This window comes from Calothrix sp. CBUCES-K 9914 (genome assembly GCF_059640475.1).
Genome location: NZ_JBXXZH010000055.1, coordinates 1 through 23279 on the forward strand (window position 1 = coordinate 1; position 23279 = coordinate 23279).

General features: G+C 39.8%; 11 protein-coding genes and 1 pseudogene. 3 read left to right on the top strand and 9 right to left on the bottom strand.

What is annotated here, in order from left to right; translation table 11 throughout:
- Nucleotides 1-3141 (top strand): translocation/assembly module TamB domain-containing protein (locus tag AC2JBO_RS14905; protein WP_496954433.1); only part of this gene is annotated, 3141 nt, incomplete at its 5' end.
- A 206-nt stretch (nucleotides 3142-3347) separates the two neighbouring features.
- On the opposite strand, the gene AC2JBO_RS14910 is transcribed toward AC2JBO_RS14905, so the two are convergent.
- Nucleotides 3348-3497 (bottom strand): PIN domain-containing protein, encoded by a 150-nt coding sequence (locus AC2JBO_RS14910; RefSeq protein ID WP_496954434.1) that lies wholly within the window; start codon nucleotides 3495-3497, stop codon nucleotides 3348-3350.
- Nucleotides 3498-3584: 87 nt separating this feature from the next.
- Here AC2JBO_RS14910 and AC2JBO_RS14915 point away from each other — a divergent pair, with 87 nt between their 5' ends.
- Both AC2JBO_RS14915 and AC2JBO_RS14920 read left to right on the top strand, forming a co-directional pair.
- A complete protein-coding gene (locus AC2JBO_RS14915; RefSeq protein ID WP_496954449.1) occupies nucleotides 3585-3767 on the top strand; it encodes a hypothetical protein in 183 nt (60 codons plus the stop codon).
- Nucleotides 3682-4393: pseudogene (locus AC2JBO_RS14920) on the top strand (transposase); the annotation flags it as partial. The gene AC2JBO_RS14915 and the pseudogene AC2JBO_RS14920, both read left to right, overlap by 86 nt.
- Nucleotides 4394-4419: 26 nt before the next feature.
- Here AC2JBO_RS14920 and AC2JBO_RS14925 read toward each other — a convergent pair.
- From AC2JBO_RS14925 to AC2JBO_RS14960, 8 genes are all read right to left on the bottom strand, one after another.
- Complete coding sequence (locus tag AC2JBO_RS14925) at nucleotides 4420-4683, bottom strand: hypothetical protein (RefSeq protein WP_496954435.1); 264 nt, start codon at nucleotides 4681-4683, stop codon at nucleotides 4420-4422.
- A 551-nt stretch (nucleotides 4684-5234) separates the two neighbouring features.
- Nucleotides 5235-5381: a hypothetical protein gene (locus AC2JBO_RS14930; RefSeq protein WP_496954436.1), complete on the bottom strand. Its 147-nt coding sequence runs from the start codon at nucleotides 5379-5381 to the stop codon at nucleotides 5235-5237.
- Between the two features lie 93 nt (nucleotides 5382-5474).
- A complete protein-coding gene (locus AC2JBO_RS14935) occupies nucleotides 5475-7496 on the bottom strand; it encodes an ABC transporter ATP-binding protein/permease (RefSeq protein ID WP_496954437.1) in 2022 nt (673 codons plus the stop codon).
- Nucleotides 7497-7538: 42 nt separating this feature from the next.
- Nucleotides 7539-8513: an MvdD family ATP-grasp ribosomal peptide maturase gene (locus tag AC2JBO_RS14940; protein WP_496954438.1), complete on the bottom strand. Its 975-nt coding sequence runs from the start codon at nucleotides 8511-8513 to the stop codon at nucleotides 7539-7541.
- 17 nt (nucleotides 8514-8530) lie between these two features.
- The gene (locus AC2JBO_RS14945; RefSeq protein WP_496954439.1) at nucleotides 8531-9514 is read right to left on the bottom strand and encodes an MvdC family ATP-grasp ribosomal peptide maturase; all 984 of its coding nucleotides are present in this window, start codon (nucleotides 9512-9514) and stop codon (nucleotides 8531-8533) included.
- A gap of 50 nt (nucleotides 9515-9564) precedes the next feature.
- A complete protein-coding gene (locus AC2JBO_RS14950; RefSeq protein ID WP_496954440.1) occupies nucleotides 9565-9741 on the bottom strand; it encodes a microviridin/marinostatin family tricyclic proteinase inhibitor in 177 nt (58 codons plus the stop codon).
- A gap of 442 nt (nucleotides 9742-10183) precedes the next feature.
- Nucleotides 10184-12217, bottom strand: coding sequence for an ABC transporter ATP-binding protein/permease (locus AC2JBO_RS14955; protein ID WP_496954441.1), 2034 nt, complete (start codon nucleotides 12215-12217; stop codon nucleotides 10184-10186).
- A gap of 212 nt (nucleotides 12218-12429) precedes the next feature.
- Entirely contained in the window at nucleotides 12430-23148 is a 10719-nt protein-coding gene (locus tag AC2JBO_RS14960; protein WP_496954442.1) for an amino acid adenylation domain-containing protein, read from the bottom strand.
- Nucleotides 23149-23279: the final 131 nt, after the last annotated feature.

A 23279-nucleotide genomic window follows, 5' to 3' on the forward strand; every position in this document is an offset into this window, starting at 1 on the left:
TGGAACGGTCAACAGGTTATACTGGAACGCGCGACGACTCCAGGGTTGAGTGCAAATGGAGTGATAGCAGTGAATACTCAAACTGCGACACCGCAAATTACGGATATAAATTTGAATGTGGCTGCACGTAACTTTAACTTACAAAGGGCGCCGATTACAATTCCGAATTTAGCGGTTGCTGGTAGGCTTGACTTTACAGGTGCTGTTACAGGTAATCTGAAAACACCTGTTGCGAATGGAAATATAGAGTTACGAAAATTTGCAGTCAATAATTTAGCGTTCGACCCAGTTTTAACGGGATATGTGAGTTATTTGGGAGGAACAGGCGCCAGTTTAGATTTAACGGGTAACAAACAAGATAGAATAGCACTGAACCTTGGCGCCAATAATTTTCCCACATCATTTTCAATTCAACGTGGGAATAGTACTGCGAGTGGTCAGACTACTGGAGATATATTAACAGCTAGAGCAGAAAAATTCCCTGTAGCTGTTTTAAGAAGTCTTGTCCCAGCAAATAACCCAAATATCCAACCGTTAGCTGGAGATATATCAGGTAACGTTGTAGCGAATATCAAAACGAGAAATGTTGAAAGCGGCGCCGTTGCAATAGAGAAACCGAGAATTGGTAGAATAGCAGGGAAGAGATTCCAAGGAAACTTCAGCTTTATTAATGGAACTGCGAGTTTAAGTAATGGACAATTTCAAATAGATGATAGTAGTACTTTGGCATTAAGTGGTAGTGTAGAAACACGGGGAAATCGTCAAGTTCAAGTTACAGCGGGTATAAATCAAGCTAGAATTGAAAAGCTTTTACAAGCGTTTAGTATTTTCGAGATTCAAGATTTATCAACAGGTATACAGTCACCACAGTTAGTAGGTGCAAATGTATTAGGAACTCCATCTTTATCGATATCGCAGAATGTGAGTTTGTTAAGACAGTTAGATGAATTTAGTAAGATTACAGAAAAGATAGATGCTCAACAAACACAGCTTGAGCAGCAAGAAGCAATGGGTATACCAGCACTTTCAAAATTACAAGGTTTAATTAGTGCAAAGCTGGATGTGACAGGTTCGTTGCAGTCGGGGTTGAATGCGAACTTTAATGTAAACGGTTCAGATGTGGAATGGGGAAATTACAATATTGGAGAAGTGACAGCGAATGGTGGTTTTAAAGATGGTGTATTAAACTTGCAACCTTTACGAGTTGGTTTCGAGGGTGGAGTTTTAGCATTTACTGGACAGTTGGGTCAAAAAGATTTAGGTGGACAGTTACAGATATCTAGCTTACCTATATCTATAATAGATAGATTTGTGAAATTACCAGTTAAAGCGACAGGTGAGATAAATGCTTTAACAACGTTGAGTGGAAGTCTAACTAACCCTAGTGCGATAGGGGATGCGTCATTAGCAAATGCGACATTGAATGAAAAACCGATTAAAGACGCACGGTTGAGTTTTAATTTAAATAACGCGCGTTTGAATTTTGGTAGTACTGTATCTGCTACAGATGCACAACCGCTTAATATTATAGGTAGTATACCTGCTGCATTACCATTTGGTGCCAAGCCAGATAGTAATCAAATAAATATTACAGCGAATGTGAAAGATGATGGGTTATCGCTGTTGAATGTGTTGACCGACCAAGTAAGTTGGGTTAATGGTTCTGGAAATGTGGATGTGACGATAGGAGGAACATTAAGACAACCGACTATTACCGGAACAGCCAATGTTAATAATGCGACAATAACAGCACAAGTGTTGACAAAACCTTTAACTAATGTAACAGGCGCCGCGCAATTTGACCGTAACGTAGTGAATGTAGAGAATTTAGAAGGTGTATATAATAAGGGGAGAGTTGCAGCGGTAGGAAGTTTACCAATATTTGAACAGCAAACGGTAAATAATCCTCTTGTTGTATCGTTGAATGACTTGAATGTGAAATTAAAAGGGTTGTATGAGGGGGGAGTTAGCGGAGATGCGAGGATTACGGGTAGTGCAGTGAAACCAGTAATAGGTGGGACAATTACATTAGCTTCAGGTGAAGTGTTATTACCAAGTCAAAACTCGCAAACACAGCAAACGCAACAAACGCAACAACGATTTCAAATAATACAGCAAAAATCTTTAGATAGCTCAAATATTGAAGTAGCTCAAACTAGGCTGAACCAATTAAATCCAATCAATCAACCAACAGAAGTAAATCAAACCACTCAAACTAATACTACACCACGTCCACCGATTGGGTTTTCAGATTTAACATTAATATTAGACAAAAACGTGCGCGTTACGAGTCAACCGTTACTAGCAGGTTTCAATAATCAACTTTTATCGGGGTTTACTAGTCAACAACAGTTATTAAGTTTTAATGCGGAAGGCGCCTTAAAGATAAATGGTAGTTTAGAGAAGCCATTACCTGAAGGGGTGATAAAATTAACGGGGGGGAGAATAAACTTATTTACGACAGAATTTGTATTAGAGAGAGAGTATGAGCAAACGGCAAAATTTACACCAAGTCAAGGTTTAGACCCAACACTGAATGTAAGGTTATTAGCAATAGTACCAGAATCAGGAGCAACTCGACTACCAACAGCATCATCACCGAGTGAAATAAGTGATGTTCCGATAACAGGCTTAGGTACATTACGCAGCGTCCGTGTATACGCGCGCGCTTCGGGACCAGCGAGTAAACTTACAGACAATTTAGAATTAACAAGTGACCCAAGACGCAGCGAAGCGGAAATAGTATCATTAATAGGAGGGACTTTTGTTAATGCCTTGAATCAGCAAGATTCAGGTTTAGGAATAATATCGATAGCAAGTAATAGTGTATTATCGCCGTTGCAAGGGTTAATAAGTTCACTAGGTCAAACAATAGGTTTAAGCGAACTACGTTTAGCTCCTACAGTGTTAAATAGTCAAACAAGTCGCAGCAATTCTAGCACCTCGGTGTTAGGATTAGCGGGAGAAGCAGGATTTAATGTGAATAAAAATATTTCGTTATCAGTATCGCGCGTCTTCCTTGTAGATGAACCATTTAGATACAACTTATTATATAGAGTCAATGATGAAGTATTATTGCGGGGTTCAACCGACCTGACCGAAGACAGTCGCGCGTTAGTAGAATATGAAACGAGGTTTTGAGTAGGGTGCGTCACAGCTAAAACAATTAAACAACGAAGCGAAAATCTACTAGCTGTGACGCACCATCACTTATAGCGGTTCCTATTCAAATGAAGTACACTTCTGGACGGGCAGGGATGCCCGTTCCACAAGAGGTTCCACAAGAGGTTTACTGATTTAGTTTGTACCTTACTTGGTTAAAAAATGCTATATAAACTTTTTAATACCTACCAAATTCTATCTATAGAGTAGCAATCAAACGTAACTTCGGCGCCAATAATTGATACTTTTTCAGTAAGTACTTGTGCAATAAGCAACCTATCAAAAGGGTCGCGGTGATGTAATGGCAATGCAACATAATTAAATAAGTGTGCCATTCTAATTGGCAAAATCTCAATATCATTTAATGCAAGTTGTTCAGCAATACCTTCGCCAAAATAAAGAGGGCTTTCTGTAGTAGGGTTATGTTTACCAGACTACAACTCAAACACAACCAGAAAGCCCATGCCAAATATATTAGCACTACTCGAATGCTTACAACGATATACAACAAGAACAACTTTGCGACGATGGAGCCGAATCATACCAGCAATATTGGCGATGAGCGGAAGAATAACCATGTTGGGGATATCACGATGGTGTGGTAAAGGGGGTAGCTATCGAACAATACAACGCTTTTTTGCTTCTTCTCTACCTTGGGCAGCATTGCGAGCGGGTATTTTTTCGAGAGCATATATTTCGCAGTAAAGAAACATATATATTAGCAGCAGATGAAGTAGTAATTAGTAAAGCAGGAGAAAAAAGCTACGGGATTGATAGATTTTTTTCATCGTTGTATGAAAAGCCTATACTCGGATTATCTTTTTTTGCTTTATCCCTCGTAAGCATAGAGCAAAGAAAAGCATTTCCTATTAGTATAGAGCAGGTTATAAAACCAAAAGTAGAGAAACCAAAAAAAGTAAAATAAAAGCCTGAAGTACCTAAAAATGAGCCTCAAGCAGAAACTGCAAAAAAGAAAGGTGGGTGCCCAAAAGGGAGTAAGAATAAGGATAAGAAAGAAGTAAATTTAACTTCTGACTTTCTACGTATTCGTAGTATGGTTCAAGGTTTACTCAAAAAAGTTAGTAATTTTTTACCATTAACTTACTTGGTGTTGGATGGTTATTTTGGAAATAATAAAGCTGTAGTTATGGCTCGGCAGTTAGGTTTGCAGCTAATTTGTAAAATGCGTTGTGACTCTGCATTATACATCCCTTATGAGAATCCAGACCCTGTTTGAGTAAAGGTATTTGACGGCGCCTATCCTGCTTGTAAATTTGCTTGCTCGACTAACCAAGGGTCTACAGGTTGACCGTCTTTACGCTGAAACTCAATTTCCACTACCATTACAGACTTGGAACCAGGAGGCGCCGGTTTTTGTTTGAAGGTAATATTATAGTCGTTCGGGTCATGTCCATGTTCTTTTAACCAGTCATGTACTTTCGTAGCCGCAAAAAAAGATTGCCCTTGCTCAAACATCCGGGTAATCTGTAATTGTAAAGAGAATGGATTTAAACGTCCCATGCTTTTCTACCTAATGTGAGTTCTAACCATAACTTATATGTTATCTCTAAGACTATTTTTTTGCCAATAGAATAATGTTTGTCAAAAATTAGTAAATAAATAATTACTAAAGCAATAAATTATATTTAATTTAATTTATGTAACAAAATCTTTACTTTGCGTTTTCAATATGCGTCAAAGCTGCGCGGTCTCATGATGTCATCATCAAAAATCTTTAAAGGCGCCTGTACTGCGCTATTTTGTTACCAATACGATATATTTATCTGAGGATTATCTCAAAGAATATGGAAGTAATATTGATGCGGTTGCTTCAGTTATACTCGAAGAAATTGGTCACGCTGTAGATAACGAGTTTAACACAGTTGATGCTCTTGGTGATGAAGGAGAGATTTTTTCAGCACTTACGCGCGGTATAACGTTAGAACCTCAACAGTTAAAGCAGCTAAAAGCTGAAGACGATAGAGCAAGTATTAACATAGATGGGCACATTATTGAAATTGAGAAAGCAACAATTTCAGACAGTGGGGGTTTTGAAGGAAGTCAAAAAACTATCAAGTTAGATTCAAAGGGTGGTGTCGGTTACTATGGGCGCCCCGAAGTACATTTTTTTCAATCAACTTGCGCTCAAGCTCAGTATGTGCAAGTGTCTCTAGACTACCAATTATTCCAGGAATACATGTTTGTTGCCATATAGTCATGATGCTTATGCTCCTTTGTTGATTGTTTCACAGCAGCAGAAGCCGCTTAAAACTTCGGTAGAGGCAGAGAAAGAGAAAAAGTATGAGTAGTCGTTAGTCTCTTACCCATTTCAACACCTTTGGGTCTTTGTTATAGCTATAGGTAACACCATCTTTAGTAGTGATGGACTTTCCATGACTAGCCCTACTTCTGATAGTAGTAAGAGAGTAATCAGTTAATATGTTAATTTCCTGATGAGAAAGTCCTGTAATTGTGTCTATATTTTTTGATATCTTTGGTTGAACTTTGAGTTGATTTTTAGGACAGGTATCTATTGTAATTTTAGCTTTTTCAGGTGGAGTAATGACTATTGCTTTTTGCTTTCGATAATCCTGCATAGAAAGAAGCTGCCAGTTAGAATCTTCTGAAAGTTCTAGAACCCATTGATGATAATTCAACAGACTTTCCCTATGTCCAACACTGATAAAGGTTGTTTTCGTAGATTGTAATTGTTTGTATAAATTCTCTTCATTAGTTAAATCCAAAGCACTCGTAGCTTCATCTAAAATGGTGAAGCTAGGGTGAGTAATTAATAGTCGTGCAAAAACAAGACGTTGTTGTTCTCCCAAAGATAATATATTTTCCCAAGGAACTTCTATGTCAAAACCATCCACGCGCGTTAGCAAGTTTTGCAGGTTAACTTGCAGCAAAACTTCTTCGAGTTCGCGATCACTTATTTTCCGGTCTGTATGTGGATAAAGTAACTGTTCGCGCAAAGTACCCAAAATTATGTAAGGGCGTTGGGGTAAAAATAAGACTTCTTCAAGAGGAGGTCGGATCAAACGACCAGTACCCGCATTCCACAAACCAGCAATCCCTCTCAACAGAGAACTTTTACCCCGACCACTAGCACCAACGATCAATAACCCTTCTGCTGGTTGAACAGACACTGACAAGTCTTCAACGATCACCTGCTCATAGTTTGGTGTTTGTAAAGTGACATTCTCAAAAGCCAAATGTTTTTCTTCTATGATTTTAATAGTACTTAGATTCTCTGGTTTTCTAGTAACAATTTCTAACGCATCTGAAAACTCAGCTAAACGCTGTACATAACTAGAAAATCGCCCTAAATACCCAAATTGAGCTATTAATTCTCCCAGAGAACTAGAAAATACAAAGCAAGCAAAGCTAACTTGGTTAATTTGCCCATAATCAATTTGACCCTGAATAAATAAAGGTGTGAGAATGAACATCGAAAATACAGTGATAGCAGATTGATATGCTCTGTAAAAAGCATCTTGCCCTTTTTCCCAATTCAGCCTGGTTTCAGCATTTTTTATCACATTATTAAATCGGCGCTGAATTATATTGAATTCTTCGTTTTCTCCCTGGAAAAAAGCGATTGATTCAGCATGGTTGCGAACATGAGTTAGGCAATAAGCAAAGTCGGCTTTAAACTCAAGTTCTTCTTGATTAATTTTATTTAGTTTTTGATTTAAGTAAACAGCTATTAAATTACCTATAATTGTATAAATCACCAAATAAATTGCAATTTGTGAGGAAATTATCCAGAGAATTATCAGAGAACTTCCCATTTCCAAAACTTTTTCTATGAAAGTAGTAGAAAAATTCAAAGCATTGCTGATAATCGGCTCTATTTCTTGCGATAGGCGCTGATCTGGATTATTTATATCGGATTTAAAATTTATTCTATAATAAGCCTGATTGCTTAGATATTTTTTTAAAATATGATTATTTAGCCATTTATACCAATCAATAACTATTTTTTTTCTAACATATCTTAAAGAAGTTACCAAGAGGACTATCGCTACAATAATCAGACTGGACAGTAACAAAGTGCTATTATACTTATCAAGGTCTCTCTCTTCAATAACGATATCGAGTACATAGCGATTCCAGTAACTATTCGCAGAATTTATACCTACAATTCCAACTATTAATAATACTAATAGAATCAGCATTCCCCATGAACGAATCACGTCTGCAAATGCTCTGCCTTCTACCTCTGTTGGATACCAGTAAGGTTGAGCTACTACTTTGACATCTTCCCAAAATTTAGTCAAAGCTGAAAAAGGATTTGTTGTGGTTTGATCGCGCGCAACTGGAGTTTGCATATTTTCAAAATCAAATATCGCTAAAAATTGTTTGCCCCTGCCCTATTTTTGAGTCATTAAAATTTCTGCGATTGCCTGCGAAATCGGATAATGTGGTGGATATATCTCCATCCAGAAAAACTCTCCAACTGGGTTAACCTCAAGGAATACGTGCTGATTATCGGGTGTGACTATAATATCAATAGCCCCATAGTTTAAGCCAAAATAAGCCATGAGTTTAAGCAGCTTTTTCTCAACATCTTCAGGCAATTCATAAGGTTTCCAAGCCTTAACTAAGGCGAGTCCCTCTTTGCGCCAGTCGAAAGTAGAACCGGACAAACTTTGAGAGTCTACTGCGGCAGTAAATACGTGGTGTCCCACAATAGTTGTTCGCAACTCTAACGCCTTTGGTATATTTTCCTGAAATGTCATCGGACAAAAACGCAGTCCTTCAAGATATTTTAGATCCTCATCTGTGACTGGATTGGTGAACACAACATTTTCTCGCCCCTGCTCATCATAGATGGCGAAGGAAGAAAGCATTTTTGTAATTATACCCTGTTGTTTACACTCACAAGCAAATTGTTTGACTGCTTCTGGATTATTTGAAGTTAAGGTACGCGGAGTAATAAGACCTATCTCGCGCGCGACTTGTAGCTGTAGTTGCTTATTGTTAGCCCGATCCACATTTGCCATTTTGTCGAAGTGGAATCCTTGCAGGCTAGCAATCATACCCCTAACTGTGGTACGACATTCATTTATGGACGCTTCTCTAAATTGCTGATCCATTGAGTCAGGTATTTTTTGCCCGTAGCGCATCCGCCGATACCAAACTGAGGACACCTGACTCAAATCGAGCTTTTCGTCATCAGTAATAATTACCCGCTCAGTATTACCGTAGTAGATATCTAGCTTCACTTCGGTGGGATATCTGTCTGTGTCAAAACGAAATGCTTTTTCTCCTCTAGCTTCAATTGCTTTCATTACTAGAGGAATGCTTTCGTTGTCTTGGCTAAAAGTAACTATTAATACTGTCATAATTGAGTTGTGCTTACTTAGTTACCAATTGGTACAAGAGCATCGGCAATTGCACTTGAAATTGGCAACTCCAAATCTTTCTCTAGCATTCCCCACTCACCTACAGGATTAATTTCCAAAAAGACATATTCTCCTGATGGTGTAAGGATGAAATCTAACGAGCCTAACTTAAGCCCAAATCTATTCATAAAAGCTTGGAGACGACGCACTACTTCCGACGGAAGCTCATGATGAACCCATGCACCAACATTAACACCAGGTTTACGCCAATCAATAGCTGCATTTTCCGAGGCATTAAGTGCGCCTACAAAGACATTGCCATTCACATATACCACCCGCAATTCTTGCTGTTTAGGGATTTGCTCTTGAAAAACCATTGGGCAATAGCGCAGTGACTCAGCATTTTGTAAGTCTTCCTCTTTAACAATGTTGGTGTAAAGAAAAAACTCGGAGTTAGCTTCCATGCTGCGGGAAAGAGCAGTTAATAGCTTGGCTACCATTTTGCCATTGACTTGATGGAAAAACTCTCGTACTGCATCCGCTTTGTTGGTAACAATAGTCTGGGGAATGATAAAACCGACCTCAGACGCAATTCGCAGTTGACGTAGCTTACTACTTGCATGATTTATCCGCTCTAAATCATCTACCCAACGAGCTTGTTTGAGACTGTCCCAAAAACCTTCTAAAGTTGCTTGTGATTCTCTAACACAGGCTTCTCTGAACTCTGGAGCTAATTCTTTACTCAGTTCTGGTTCCCAAATGCGCCGCATCCAAACAGCTTGCACCTGTTCTGTGCTGATAGAGTAGTTGCCATATTCTAAACTGTGATAGCTTTTAGATTTGTCAAAGTGTGCTGTTAATTGCACTTCTAGGGGAAACTTATCGGTGTCAAACCGAAACGGTTTTACCCCTTTTTTGGACAAAGCTTGTGCCACTCTATCTATTGTAAAAAAATCACCACTGTGGGTAATTAATAAAACAATATCACGCGACAGGTGCATAAAAACTCCTGCTTACATAGCGATGAAATATTTTTTTAGTTGGAATTCCTTTAGCGATCCTCGAAATCGGAAGGATACTTAATAGTGTAAGGAAGAGGAGGAGGGAGAGTAGGAGTATCTTTATCTTTATCTTTGTCTTTGTCTTTATCTGTAGATTGCACTTCCAAGAAGCGCGCGAAGAATGGCACTACTTGAACATCTGATACTTTAACTGTATTTGTAGACATTGCTATTTTCCTTTGGTAAAATTTCTCAGGACTAAAGCTACTTATGGTAAATTCATAGTTGAGTCTGTCAATAGTGAATCGTCAAGAATTTTCTATTTTTGACTTTTGTCAACCCTCACCTTGATTTACTGTGCCAGTTGCGTGAGTCCTGTTTTTTTGAGCTATTAAAAGTATACCAGTAATTAAAAATGTGTACAAGAAAAGTTAAAATTCTTAAGAAATTAATCAGAAGACAGTTAAGACAGTTAAATTGCCATCCACAGGCAAAATTACCACTGTGACATGGAAGCATGACCATTTCGACGAAGAATTTTTAATGTAATAGCCCTAATTATTGAGAGATTAGCGGAAGCATTCCTCCCGCACATTCGTTGAATCGTCTTAATTAAAAACTTAACACCTTTTTAGCTAAAAAATTTTAGCTAAAAAATATGACTAACCGCTAAACTTTCACCCATTTCAAAACTTTGGGGTCTTTGTTATAGCGGTAGCTAGAGCCATCTTTGCCTTGAATGGACTTACCTTGGCTTGCTCTGCTTCTAATGGTAGTAAGTGAATAGTCTGTTAATGCCTGCATTTCTTTATGGGAAAAACCTTCAGTTATGTCTGTTTCTACTTTGTTTTCAGGTTGAGGTTGTGATTGATTATTAGGAATATTATCTACGGCTATGGTAGTTTGAATATTTTCAGTAGAATTAGTGACAATTTGTTTTGCTTTTTGGCGCCGATAATCCTGTACGGTAACAAGTTGCCAACTAGATTCTTGTGAAAGTTCCAAAACCCATTGATGATAATCAAATAGACTTTCTCTATGCCCAACACTGATAAATGTTGTTTTTGTCTCTTGTAACTGTTGATATAAATTCCCTTCATTTTTCAAATCCAAGGCACTTGTTGCTTCATCTAATATTGTAAACCTCGGATGAGTAACTAATAATCGCGCGAAAGCAAGGCGTTGTTGTTCTCCTAGCGATAATATATTTTCCCAAGGAACTTCAGTATCAAAGTCTTCTACTCGACTTAACAGATTTTGCAGGTTGACTTGTTGCAAAACTTCTTTAAGTTCAGAGTCGCTCATTTGACGATTTGTACTAGGATAAAGCAACTGTTCCCGCAAAGTCCCTAAGATTATATAAGGACGTTGGGGCAAAAATAAAACTTCTTCTAATGGAGGTCGCACCAGACGACCAGTCCCCGCATTCCACAAACCAGCGATCGCTCTCAGTAGAGAACTTTTACCTCGGCCACTTGGCCCCACAATTAATAAACCTTCTCCTGGTTGAACAGACAGAGATAAATCTTCAACGATTACCTGCTCATAGTTAGGCGTTTGTAAGGTGACATCCTCAAAAGCAAGATGATTTTCTTCTATTGTTTTAATTGTACTTACATTTTCTGGTTCTTTAGTAACAGCTTCTAACGCATCTGAAAACTCAGATAAGCGCTCAATGTAACTCGAAAAATTTCCGGAAGCCCCAAATTCAGTTATTAATTCTCCCACAGCAGTGGCAAACATATAACTAGCAAAAGAAGCTTGTACAAGTTGTCCATATTCCAGTTCACCTTTCAGGTATAAAGGTCCGAGTATTGCATATGGAAATATTTCAATAACAGCTTGATAACCTCTGTTAAAAATGTCTTTACCTCTCTCCCAATTTATCTTGCGTCCAGTATTTTTGAGGAGATTACTAAATCGGCGCTGAATTATTTCTGACTCTTGTTTTTCTCCCCTAAAAAAAGCTATTGATTCGGCATGATTCCGAACATGAGTCAAGGAATAATTATAGTTGGCTTTAGATTCAAGTTCCTCTTGATTAATTTTATTTAATTCTTGACTCAAGTAAGCAGCGATCACATTACCAACAATTGTATAAACCAGCAGAACTACAGCAATCTGTTGAGAAATTGACCAGATAATTATTAAAAAAACTGTCATTTCTAGTACTTTTTCTAAAAAAGTAGTTGAAAACGAGAGAGCATTACTAGTAACAGGTTCAATCTCTTGGGATAAGCGCTGGTCTGGGTTATCAATATCGCTTTGAAAATTAATTTTATAATAAGCGCGATTGCTCAAATATTTATCTAAAATCTGATTATTGAGCCATCGATACCAATCAAGAGCGATTTGTTTCCTCAGAAATTTAGAAAATCCCACTAGAAGCGTTACCAAAACAAGCCCAACAGCATAAACTGATAAAATGTTAATAAATTTAGAATAATCTTTTTCTTGAATGATGATATTGGCTATATTACGGTTAAGAAAACTATTGAACCCAGTCACACTTACAAGTGCGATGATTGATAATATCAGGAGAATGAGCATCCCCCATGCACGAATCACGTCTGAAAATGCTCTTGCTCCTGGTTTAGTTGGATACCAGTAAGGTGCTGTGATCGCTTTTACATCTTTCCAAAATTGAGTAAAACGAGAAAAAACATTTGTTGGGGGTTGAGCGTGAAAAACTTGGGTTGTCATATTATAGAAATAAACTAAATATCTTTTTTTTAGCCGTTCAGCACTTTTTAGTGCTGATGAATGAGTAATAAGTACCGAACAATAAACCCATTCAGCACTCGGTACTTATTACACTTACTAAATGCCCTATCTATTCTGGGTGAAATTTGATTATGCAGAGAAGGTTTTTTTCATTTAAAAACACTTCATCTGCTCATATTAAAGTTGATATTTTATTGTTTTAAATATCTCCTTTTGCCTGAACTGACTGTATGCTCTAACAATTCAATATATTTTTGAAGCATTGAGCGAATATATTTGTAACTAAAATACATCCTATCATACTCCACGGCTATACTTACATTACCTTCAGATAAATCCATTGACACAGCATAATTTAAAGGAAAGTTGAATTGGTCGTGAGACTTTCTCACATTTACCTTTAAGCCAGTATGAGCCAAAATCTTTTTGGAATTACTGAATCCTACAAAGTTAAATGTAGCAAAAAACAATTCCATTTTTTCTTGATCCGACAAAATTTTGAGGAGTGGATATCTAACATAAGGTTCCATATCAATTAAGGATTGATGCACATTTTTTATTTGTACACTTTTATCTTCAATAGTTCGTTGACAAAAAGGAACCATATTCCAGAACAAACCTAAAGTTTTAAACGGTTCGGATAGTCGTTCTGTCCTACCATTGGAGACAATTCCTACAGAAACCGTATGTTCTTTCATTTCATTTCCAATTATATCAAGGTAGGTACTCAAAAAAATTGCTTTTGGTGAAACTCTCAATTTTCCACATAATTGACGTAAATCAACAATTATTTCCGAGCCAAGCTGGTATTTTTCAGCAACAGGTTCTACTTTTTCCACTGGAGTAGTTAATGGCTTCAATGGAGTATATGTATAGTTCTTCAGTTGAAGCTTCCAGAAATTTGCTGCATCTTTTGACTCAATGATTTCTTTCTCTAATGCCACAAATTCTCTGTATACAATATCAGAGGCGGCTATTGTTAATTCTTCTCCTTTCTTGAGAGCAGAATATAACTCGTACAGTTCGCTCTGAAATTCAGTATTGCTCCAGCCATCTATAATTGCATGATGAATTGACATCAAGAATTCAAATCTATTTTCGGATTTTTGAAAAATCCAGAATCGGAAAAGCGGCTCATTCGGATTTTCAATCTTGAATAAGTTTTGCCGATCGCGCTTCATTAGCGTATCAATATAATTTTTCTGCTCGTTCGATTTGAGGTGACTAATGTCTTCCTGATTTATTGAAAATTCCAGATTCTTTCTTACCACCTGAACTGCTGGCTTTCCATTTTTAATGATAAATACAGTTCTCAAAGCCGGATGTTTTTGCACTAACAATTCTAATGCTTTTTTGAAAGCATTTAACGAAAGACTGTCATCTTCTAAATCATACGACCCTTGGCAGTGATAAACACCTGTTTTTTGATGGTTATTTGAGTAATGATGCAACATAAACTCCTGCATTTTGGCAAGAGGGTATGCTGATTCAATATCTTCGGGCAATAATTCACAGATTCCCTCTGGAAGTTCTAATAAATGTAGAGGTGTAGGAGCCTTATTTTCCTTTCTTTGGTAATTATTTAATGGTTGATCCAGGCTGTCAAACACTTGATTCTCAAATCCATCAAATGTAAAGTCTCCTGCATCAACAGATAGACAATGAGCAATAAGCGATCGCAATGCTTCAACAAAATCTTGAGCTAAACTTTCAATTGTGGCAAGTTGGTGAAAATTTTCACTGTAAGTCCAATTTACCTGTAACTGACCTTCTACTACAATTGAATTAACAGCTAATAAATGACTGCGGTATCCAACCAGGCTGTGTTCTGATCCGATTGATTCGGAGGCCATTTTAAATACAGAATTTTCTTGTATTCCCCAGTCGAATTGCCCCATATAATTGAAACTGACTTCAGCTTTGGAAAGTGCTTTGAGTGTGGAGGTAATTTCTGCATCTCCACTTAAATAGCGCAGTAAACCATAACCAATGCCTCGATTGGGTATGGCACGGAGTTGTTCTTTAATAGACTTTAACCTATCTCCTAAATCGTCAGTTGCTTTAAGTGTTAAAAGCACGGGAAAGATTGTCGTAAACCAACCAACTGTACGAGATAAATCTACATCTTCAAATATATCTTCTCGCCCATGACCTTCAAGGTCGAGTAGTAGAGAATCATCACCAATCCACTTACTTAAAACTTGCACCAGAGCAGTCAGTAGTATATCGTTAATCTGAGTTTTGTAAGCTTTAGGAACCTCTTGCAATAAAGCACGAGTTTCTTCAATGTTCAGCGACACCGATACCGTGTGGGCAGATGCTACAGTGTTAGTCTCACAAGCAAAGTCCACTGGTATGCCCAAAACTTGTTGACGTGATTGTGCCTGCCAATATGCAAGCTCTGATTTAAGATTATTTGAGCGCGCGTACTCTGCCAGTTTTAAAGCCCAATATTTAAAAGATGTCGTTTTGGGAGGAAGTTGAATCTCTTCACCTTGACTAAGCTGTTGGTAGCCCGAAAATAAGTCCTCTAACAAAATCCGCCATGAAACGCCGTCTACTGCCAGGTGGTGGATAACTATTAGTAAACGGCTAGGTTTGTCAGTACCCAGAGCAAAAAAGGCTACTTGCACCAGTGGGCCAGAAGAGAGGTTGAAGCTTGCTTGTAGTTCAGCGGCAGCAGTTTCAATGGCAGCTTTTTGCTCCTCATCTGGTATTGTCGATAAATCGATTTGGGAAAATGGAATAATATCATCAATATTATCACTTTCGCTATTGATTTGTTGCCAATAGTCACCAGACTGCACAAAGCGTAAGCGTAGCGCATCGTGATGCACCAATAATTGCTGCACCACTTGCGACAATAGGTTAGGGTCAAAATTTTGTGGTATTTCCAATAGGAAAGCTTGATTAAAGTGGTGAGGTTCTGGTAAATTTTGTGCAAAAAACCATTGTTGAATGGGCGTTAAAGGTAATGACCCAGTTACTTGACCTTGTTCTGCTTGAACAGTTGCAGTAGTGTGTGCCACGCTTGCTAATTCTGCAATCGTCTGATGTTCAAATATCTGTTTGGGATTGAGTTGCAGTCCTGCTTGATTGGCTTTAGAAATAATCTGGATGCTAACAATGGAATCTCCTCCTAGCTCAAAAAAGTTGTCATGGATGCTAACTTGCTGGAGGTGGAGAACGTCACACCAGATTTGGGCTAGTATTTTTTCAACCCAAGTGCGGGGTGCTACTTTGGATACTGTTAGTCCTTGATCTACTGTTTGAGGTGTTGGTAGAGAGCGACGATCTACTTTGCCATTGGGTGTTAATGGCAGGGCATCTAAGATTACGAATGCTCCTGGGATCATGTAATTGGGCAGTTTTTCTTTAAGAAAGCTGCGTAGCTCACTGTTAGTAGTTGCTAAGTCCTGGTTAGAGACGATGTAGGCTGCTAAGTATTTGCGCTCAGGAATATCTTCTCGCACCACAACCACAGTTTCTCGCACTGCTGGGTGCTGAACAAGTGCTGCCTCAATTTCCCCTAACTCAATTCGGAAGCCGCGTATTTTAACTTGATTATCAATGCGTCCTAAGTATTCAATACTACCATCATTCAGATAGCGTCCTAAGTCCCCAGTTTTGTAGAGACGGGAATCAGGTTCAGTGCTAAAAGGATTGGGGATGAATTTCTCTTGTGTCAACTGTGGACGGTTGAGGTAGCCTCTTGCCAACCCGGCGCCACCAATGTGCAACTCTCCTGGCACACCTACAGGAACTGGTTGATTGTACGAGTCTAGGATGTAGACTTGCGTGTTGGCTATCGGGCGCCCAATTGAAATTTTGTTGTCATCAGGAGTGCATTTTGCAACTGTAGCACAGACGCTAGCTTCTGTCGGACCATAAGCGTTGAAAAAGTTTCTGCCAGCAGACCATTTGTTAAGCAGTTCAATAGAACAAGCTTCTCCGGCGACAATTATTGTTTGCAGTGATGGGAGTTCAGAAGTTGGCATCACCGCCAATGCCGATGGTGGTAGGGTGATATGGGTAATGCTATAATCGCGTAATCGCTCAATTAACGGCATACCCGGCATTAGAGACTCTTTTGTTCCCAGGTAAAGTGTTCCCCCTGACCCCAAAGCCATCACCACTTCCCAAATCGAAGCATCAAAACTCACAGAGGCAAACTGGAGAACGCGACTATTACAGTCCAAGCCAAAAGTTTGAATCTGAGCTATTGCTAAGTTAACTAGTCCTCTATGCTCAACCATCACGCCTTTGGGTTTGCCTGTAGAACCGGAGGTATAAATCACATTAGCCAGATCAAAAGCCCTAACTTGAGTTGTTAGGTTATCTTGATTGTTTTGGCTAATTTTTGACCAGACCTGATCCAAACACACAACCTGCGCTTGATGCTTTGGTAGTCTCTTAACGAGGGACTGCTGGGTTAACAGCACTGAAACGTTAGCATCTTCTAACATGAAGCTCAAACGGTCTTGGGGATACTCTGGATCAAGCGGCACGTAAGCACCACCCGCTTTGAGAATGCCCAGTAGTCCTACAATCATCTCTAAGGAACGCTCGACGCAAATGCCAACAAGTACATCAGTTTCTACACCCAAAGACTGTAAGTAATGTGCCAATTGGTTAGCACGGTAGTTTAATTCGCCGTATGTGAGATGTTGATTTTCAAATACCACTGCCACTGCATCTGGAGTGCGCTTTACTTGCTCCTCAAACAACTGATGGATACATTTATATTGAGGATAATTTACCTGAGTATTATTCCACTCAACTAATAACTGATGCTCAACTTTCGTCAACATGGGCAACTGTGCTAGCTGCTGCTGGGGATTAGCAACAATTCCCTCCAGCAATTTCTGGAAATGTCCCAACATTCGAGTAATCGTTGCATCATCAAATCGGCTTGTATCATAGCTAATCTTCACAAATAATTGCTCACCAGGGACAGCAACTACCGTGAGGGGATAATTTGTTTGTTCAATAGCATAAATATTGTCTAGCTTCAAACTACCATCTTGTTGTTGCAGTGCATCATCAAATGGATAATTTTCAAAGACTACAATGCTATCGAACAAAGACGTTCCCCCAGGGATTTCACTAAGACCCTGAATCTCAGCTAATAAGCTATATGAATATTGCTCAGACTCAATTTGCTGCGTTTGTAAATCCTTTAACAAATCCAAAGCCTTCGTTTCTGCTGAAACTTGTACTCGCACTGGCAAAGTGTTGATAAATAGTCCTACCATCGATTCAATGCCAACAAGAGATGGCGGACGACCGGACACAGTTGCGCCAAACACTACATCTGTTTCTTGGCTGTAACGACACAGCAGCAGTGCCCAACTTGCCTGTACCAAATTATTCATCGTCAGTTGATGCTGTCGTGTAAAAGTCCCGGCTGCGGCTGTTGCTTGCGCTGTTAGTTGAATTTCTTGTGTACTATAACTGGAAAGTAAATGCTTTCGATTTGATGATCTTTTATTGACACTTAGAGGAGTTGGGGCGCCAAAGCCTTTAAGCTTTTCTCTCCAAAATTCTCTAGCTTTGAGTATATCCTGTTTCTGTAGCCAAGCGATGTAGTTGCGGTAGCTGGTAGTTGGTTGTAATGGTAAACTTTTACCCTGAGAAATTGTTTGATAAAAGTACAACAAGTCTTTGAGAACCAAAGGTAACGACCAACCATCAAGTAATATGTGATGATGACTCCAAATAAATTGATAACTATCCGCATCCAATTGAATGAGATTTAGCTGTATCAGTGGTGCAACAGACAGTTGAAAACCTTGTTGTCGCTGTGACTGTAAAAAAACTTCTAATTGCTGTTGCTGTGCTTCAACAGATAACTCTCGCCAGTCATGAGTTTGAAGAGCCACTTTTACCTGCCGATGTACTACTTGCAGTGGCTGGCTCACTAACTCCCAAATAAAACTAGTCCGAAAAATTGAATGCTGCGCTACTACTTGCTGCCAAGCTTGCTCAAATGCTGGCACATCTAAGTTTCCACTCAATGTCCAACTGGTTTGTTCAAAATATACTCCTGAGTTTGGAGCAGACAAGCTTTCAAACAGCATACCCTGTTGCATAGGAGAAAGCGGATAAATATCCTCAAGATTTTTCCATTTAGCTCTGCCCAGTTCTTGTTTCAATGCTAGGCTTGCCAAAACTTGATCCAGTTCTATCTGGTTGAGCTTGACTAGCGGAAAATCTGTTGGTGTATAACCTCCAGCATCAGCAGATAGACAATGGGCAATCAGCCCTCGCAATGTCGTCACAAATTTTTGCGCCAGATTTTCAATTGTAGCGTGCTGGTAGACATTTTTGCTGTAAGTCCAATATATTTGTAGCTGTTTGCCAGTAATGATGCTGTTAATGTCCAGCAAATGAGTGCGATTATTCTCTAAACCATGCTCAGCTCCAGCAGACTCATTAGCCAGTTGCATCCAAGAAGATGTACTCAGAACTTGATCAAATTGACCCAAATAGTTGAAGCTAATCTCAGCTTGAGGAAGTGCCTGTAGTTTGGCAGCAATTTCTACATCTTGAGTTAGATAGCGCAATAAGCCGTAGCCAATTCCTTTGTTGGGAATCGCGCGCAGTTGTTCTTTGACAGATTTTAAAGCAGTTCCTAAATTGTCTATTGCTTCGAGTTCTATAAGCACAGGGAAAATCGTCGTAAACCAGCCGATAGTGCGTGATAAATCCACATCATCAACAATATCTTCTCGCCCATGACCTTCTAGGTCAAACAACACAGAGCTTGAGTTAGTCCATCTGCTCAAAACCAGCACTAGGGCAGTCAACAGAATATCATTAATTTGAGTGTTGTAAGCTTTTGGTACATCTTGTAGTAACGCGCGAGTTTCTGACTCATCTAACGGTACTGTGATTGTACTAGCAGATGCAACAGTATTCGCTTCTCGTCCATCGTCCACTGGTATGGCAGGAACCCAGGAGCGAGACTCACTCAGCCAATAAGCCACCTCGGATTTGAGGGCTTCTGATTGTACATATTCTGTTAATTTGTAAGACCAATCCTTGAAAGAAGTTGTCTTGGCAGGAAGCGCGATTGCTTTACCAGTAGCCAGTTGCTGGTAAGCTGTTTGCAAATCCTCGAACAAAATCCGCCAGGAAACACCATCAACTACCAAGTGGTGGATAATAATAAGTAATCGCGCCTTTTTGTCAACACCCAACCAGAAAAAGGCAACTTGCATTAGATTTTCTGACAAATTCAAAGAAGCTTGTAAAGAAGTGGCTCTATCCTCAATGAATGCTTGTTGCTCGCTCTCTTTTAAAGTCGATAAATCTACAAAGGAGAAAGCAACATTATCATTCACGGTAGAGTGAATCTGCTGCCAACCCAAGTTAGAGTGTGTATAGCGTAAGCGTAGCGCATCATGATGTAGTAGCAGTTGCTGCACTACTTGCTTTAATAGCTCTGGCTTGAGGTCAGATGAAACTGATAGCAAAAATGATTGATTAAAGTGATGCGGCTGTGCTAATTTCTGCTCAAAGAACCAGTATTGAATAGGTGTTAGAGGTAATGCCCCTGTAACTAAACCTTGTTCTACTTCGATAGCTTTTGTTGTGCCTGCTGCTGTCGCTAACTCCGCGATTGTTTGATGTATAAATAGTTGCTTAACACTAAGATTAATTCCTAGCTGATTTGCTCTGGTGATAACTTGGATACTGAGGATGGAATCTCCGCCGAGTTCAAAGAAGTTATCATGAATACCTACTTGCTCTAATCTCAGCACTTTAGCCCAAATCTGTGCTAGCATTTCTTCGATTTGAGTGCGCGGAGCTACAAAGCTGAATTCTAGTTCCCCACGAGACTCTGGTACTGGTAGAGAACGGCGGTCTATTTTCCCATTGGGCGTTAGTGGTAAGGATTCCAGTATTACAAAAGTATGTGGCATCATATACTTTGGCAGTTTACTTAACAGGAAGGAGCGTAACTCGCTAACTGTGAGTATTTGCCCTAGATGCGGTACCACGTAGGCAACTAATCGCTTATCACCTGGATTGTCTTCGCGGGCGATAATACAAGATGTTTGTACGTCATCATGTTGGCTCAGTACTGCCTCAATTTCCCCTAACTCAATTCGGAAGCCGCGTATTTTAACTTGATTATCAATGCGTCCTAAGTATTCAATATTACCATCATCTAGATAGCGTCCTAAGTCCCCAGTTTTGTAGAGACGGGAATCAGGTTCATGACTAAAAGGGTTGGGGATAAATTTCTCGTTGGTCAACTCTAGACGGTTGAGGTAGCCTCGTGCTAACCCCGCACCACCAATATGCAACTCTCCTGGCACACCTACAGGTACTGGTTGATTGTGCGAGTCTAGGATGTATACTTGTGTATTGGCTATCGGGCGCCCAATTGAAATTTTGTTGTCCTTGGGAGTGCATTTTGCAATCGTAGCACAGACGCTAGCTTCTGTCGGTCCATAAGCGTTGAAGAAGTTTCTCCCATTAGACCATTGTTTCATCAGTTCAATAGAACAAGCTTCTCCTGCAACAATTATTGTTTGCAGTGATGGGAGTTCGGAAGTTGGCATCACCGCCAATGCCGATGGTGGTAGGGTAATATGGGTAATGCCATAATCACGTAATCGCTCAACTAATGGCATACCCGGCATCAGAGAATCTTTTGTTCCCAGGTAAAGTCTTCCCCCTGACCCCAAAGCCATCAGCACTTCCGAAATCGAAGCATCAAAACTCACAGAGGCAAACTGGAGAACGCGACTATCACAGCCCAAGCCAAAAGTTTGAATTTGAGCTATTGCTAAGTTAACTAGTCCTCTATGCTCAACCATCACACCTTTGGGTTTGCCTGTAGAACCGGAGGTATAAATCACATTCGCCAGATCAAAAGCTCTGACTTGAGTTGTTAGGTTATCTTGATTGTTTTGGGCAATTTCTGACCAGACCTGATCCAAACACACAACCTGCGCTTGATGCTTTGGCAATCTCTCAACGAGTGACTGCTGGGTCACCAGCACTGAAACGTTAGCATCTTCTAAAATGAAGCTCAAACGCTCTTGGGGATACTCTGGGTCAAGCGGCACATAAGCCCCACCTGCTTTGAGAATGCCCAGTAGTCCTACCACCATTTCTAATGAGCGCTCTACACAAATACCCACCAATGTATCTGGTTTTACAGCCAACGACTGCAAGTAATGTGCCAACTGGTTAGCCCGACAATTCAACTGCTCATACGTGAGTTGCTGATGTTCAAAAACTACGGCTACCGCATCAGGTGTACGCGCTACTTGCTGCTCAAACAACTGATGGATACACTTATTTCTTGGGTAAGGATTTGTGGTGGAGTTCCACTCGACTAGCAATTGCTGCTGTTCAGCTTCACGCAAAATTGGCAACGAAGATATTTTTTGCTGAGGATTTGCAACAATTGCTGCCAGTAGGGTTTGAAAATGCCCACTCATCCGCTCGATGGTGCTAGCATCAAACAAATCAGTGCTGTATTCCCATACGCCAATTAGTCCAGAGTCAGTTTTTTCTAAAGCTAAAGTCAAATCAAATTTTGCTTTGGCAGTTTCTACCACTAATTTGCTCAACGTTAAGCCTTCCATTTGTATTTGAGGTATCGGAAAATTGTAAAGCACCAAGTTTACCTGCACAAATGGTGTATAACTTAGGTCACGCGCAGGCTGCAATTCCTCTACTAACTTTTCAAATGGTAGGTCTTGATGAGCGGATGCTAAGAGCGTTACTTCCCGGACTCGAGACAGTAAATCCTCAAAACTCGGATTGCCGGACATATCAGTATATAGCACTAGGGTATTGACGAACATTCCAATCAATCCCGCAATTTCGGGGCGATCGCGTTTAGCAATCGCCGTGCCTACGCAGATATCGGTCTGTCTTGTATAACGGTACAGCAATGTTTTAAATGCTGCTAAGAGCGTCACAAACAAGGTAACTCTTTGTCGCTGGCTTAAAGAGATCAGCGCTGTCGTTAACTCCTGTGAAAGTACAAATTTATGAAGTGCCCCCCGAAAGGTTTGAGTTGAAGGTCGTACTCTATCTGTTGGCAGTTCCAATAAAGCTGGCGCGTTTGCCAGTTGTTGTTTCCAGTAACTCAGTTGAGTTTGCAATACATCTTTTTGCAACCATTGTCTTTGCCAAACAGTAAAGTCGGCGTATTGAATCGGTAAAGAGGGTAATTCTGGGGACAAGCCATTGCAGAAGGCTGAGTAACTGGTTGTCAACTCCTGTAAAAGAATATTCCACGACCAAGCATCGTAAACAATATGGTGTATTGTTAGCACCAAGACATGTTCTACCTCTGTTAGCCTCAGCAAAGTAGCCCGGATTAAAGGATCGCTTGCAAGGTTAAAGGGTCGCTGGTTCTCTGCCATTGCTAATTGTTGGATAGCAATTTTTCTATCGCTGTGAGCTAGCTCTTGCAGGTCTACTACTGGCATCGTCAAGGTCAAGTTGTCAGCAATTACCTGAACTGGTCGTCTCTCAAAGGTTGTAAAGTTAGTACGTAAAACTTCGTGGCGTTGGACAATGTTGTTCAAGCTTTTCTCCAGCGCGATAATGTTCAAGTAACCCTTCAGTTCCAAAGTTGCTGGTTCGTTGTAGAAGGAGTTATTTGGCGACAACTGGTTCAAGAACCACATTTGTTGTTGGGCAAAAGACAGAGGTAAATTCTGGGTTCGCTCAACTCTTACAAGAGGTGGAATATCACTTGCGATCGCGTTGCTATCCGACAGCAACTTTATTAGATCTGCCTTATGCAATGCTAATAAGTCGCGTACCTCTGCTGTTAGTACTCCTTTTGCAGCACGAACACGCAACTGGTCATCTTCGACCCACAACTTCACACCCTGTTCAGCCAGTTCAGCTATAAATTGGTTAAGATTCATATATTTATTTACTAATATTGGGTTAATTAAACTGAGAAAAGCTTGACAAATTCATTTTTTTATGTAGAGACGTTGTGTGCAACGTCTCTACACTATGCCAGGGGATAGGCTGGGTTATGGGCAATCAAGCA

Bases quoted from the DNA above. Each gene is read 5' to 3' on its own strand.
- AC2JBO_RS14910 (WP_496954434.1), bottom strand. From the start codon at position 3,497: ATGGCACACTTATTTAATTATGTTGCATTGCCATTACATCACCGCGAC.
- AC2JBO_RS14915 (WP_496954449.1), top strand. From the start codon at position 3,585: ATGTTTACCAGACTACAACTCAAACACAACCAGAAAGCCCATGCCAAA.
- AC2JBO_RS14925 (WP_496954435.1), bottom strand. From the start codon at position 4,683: ATGGGACGTTTAAATCCATTCTCTTTACAATTACAGATTACCCGGATG.
- AC2JBO_RS14930 (WP_496954436.1), bottom strand. From the start codon at position 5,381: ATGACTATATGGCAACAAACATGTATTCCTGGAATAATTGGTAGTCTA.
- AC2JBO_RS14935 (WP_496954437.1), bottom strand. From the start codon at position 7,496: ATGCAAACTCCAGTTGCGCGCGATCAAACCACAACAAATCCTTTTTCA.
- AC2JBO_RS14940 (WP_496954438.1), bottom strand. From the start codon at position 8,513: ATGACAGTATTAATAGTTACTTTTAGCCAAGACAACGAAAGCATTCCT.
- AC2JBO_RS14945 (WP_496954439.1), bottom strand. From the start codon at position 9,514: ATGCACCTGTCGCGTGATATTGTTTTATTAATTACCCACAGTGGTGAT.
- AC2JBO_RS14950 (WP_496954440.1), bottom strand. From the start codon at position 9,741: ATGTCTACAAATACAGTTAAAGTATCAGATGTTCAAGTAGTGCCATTC.
- AC2JBO_RS14955 (WP_496954441.1), bottom strand. From the start codon at position 12,217: ATGACAACCCAAGTTTTTCACGCTCAACCCCCAACAAATGTTTTTTCT.
- AC2JBO_RS14960 (WP_496954442.1), bottom strand. From the start codon at position 23,148: ATGAATCTTAACCAATTTATAGCTGAACTGGCTGAACAGGGTGTGAAG.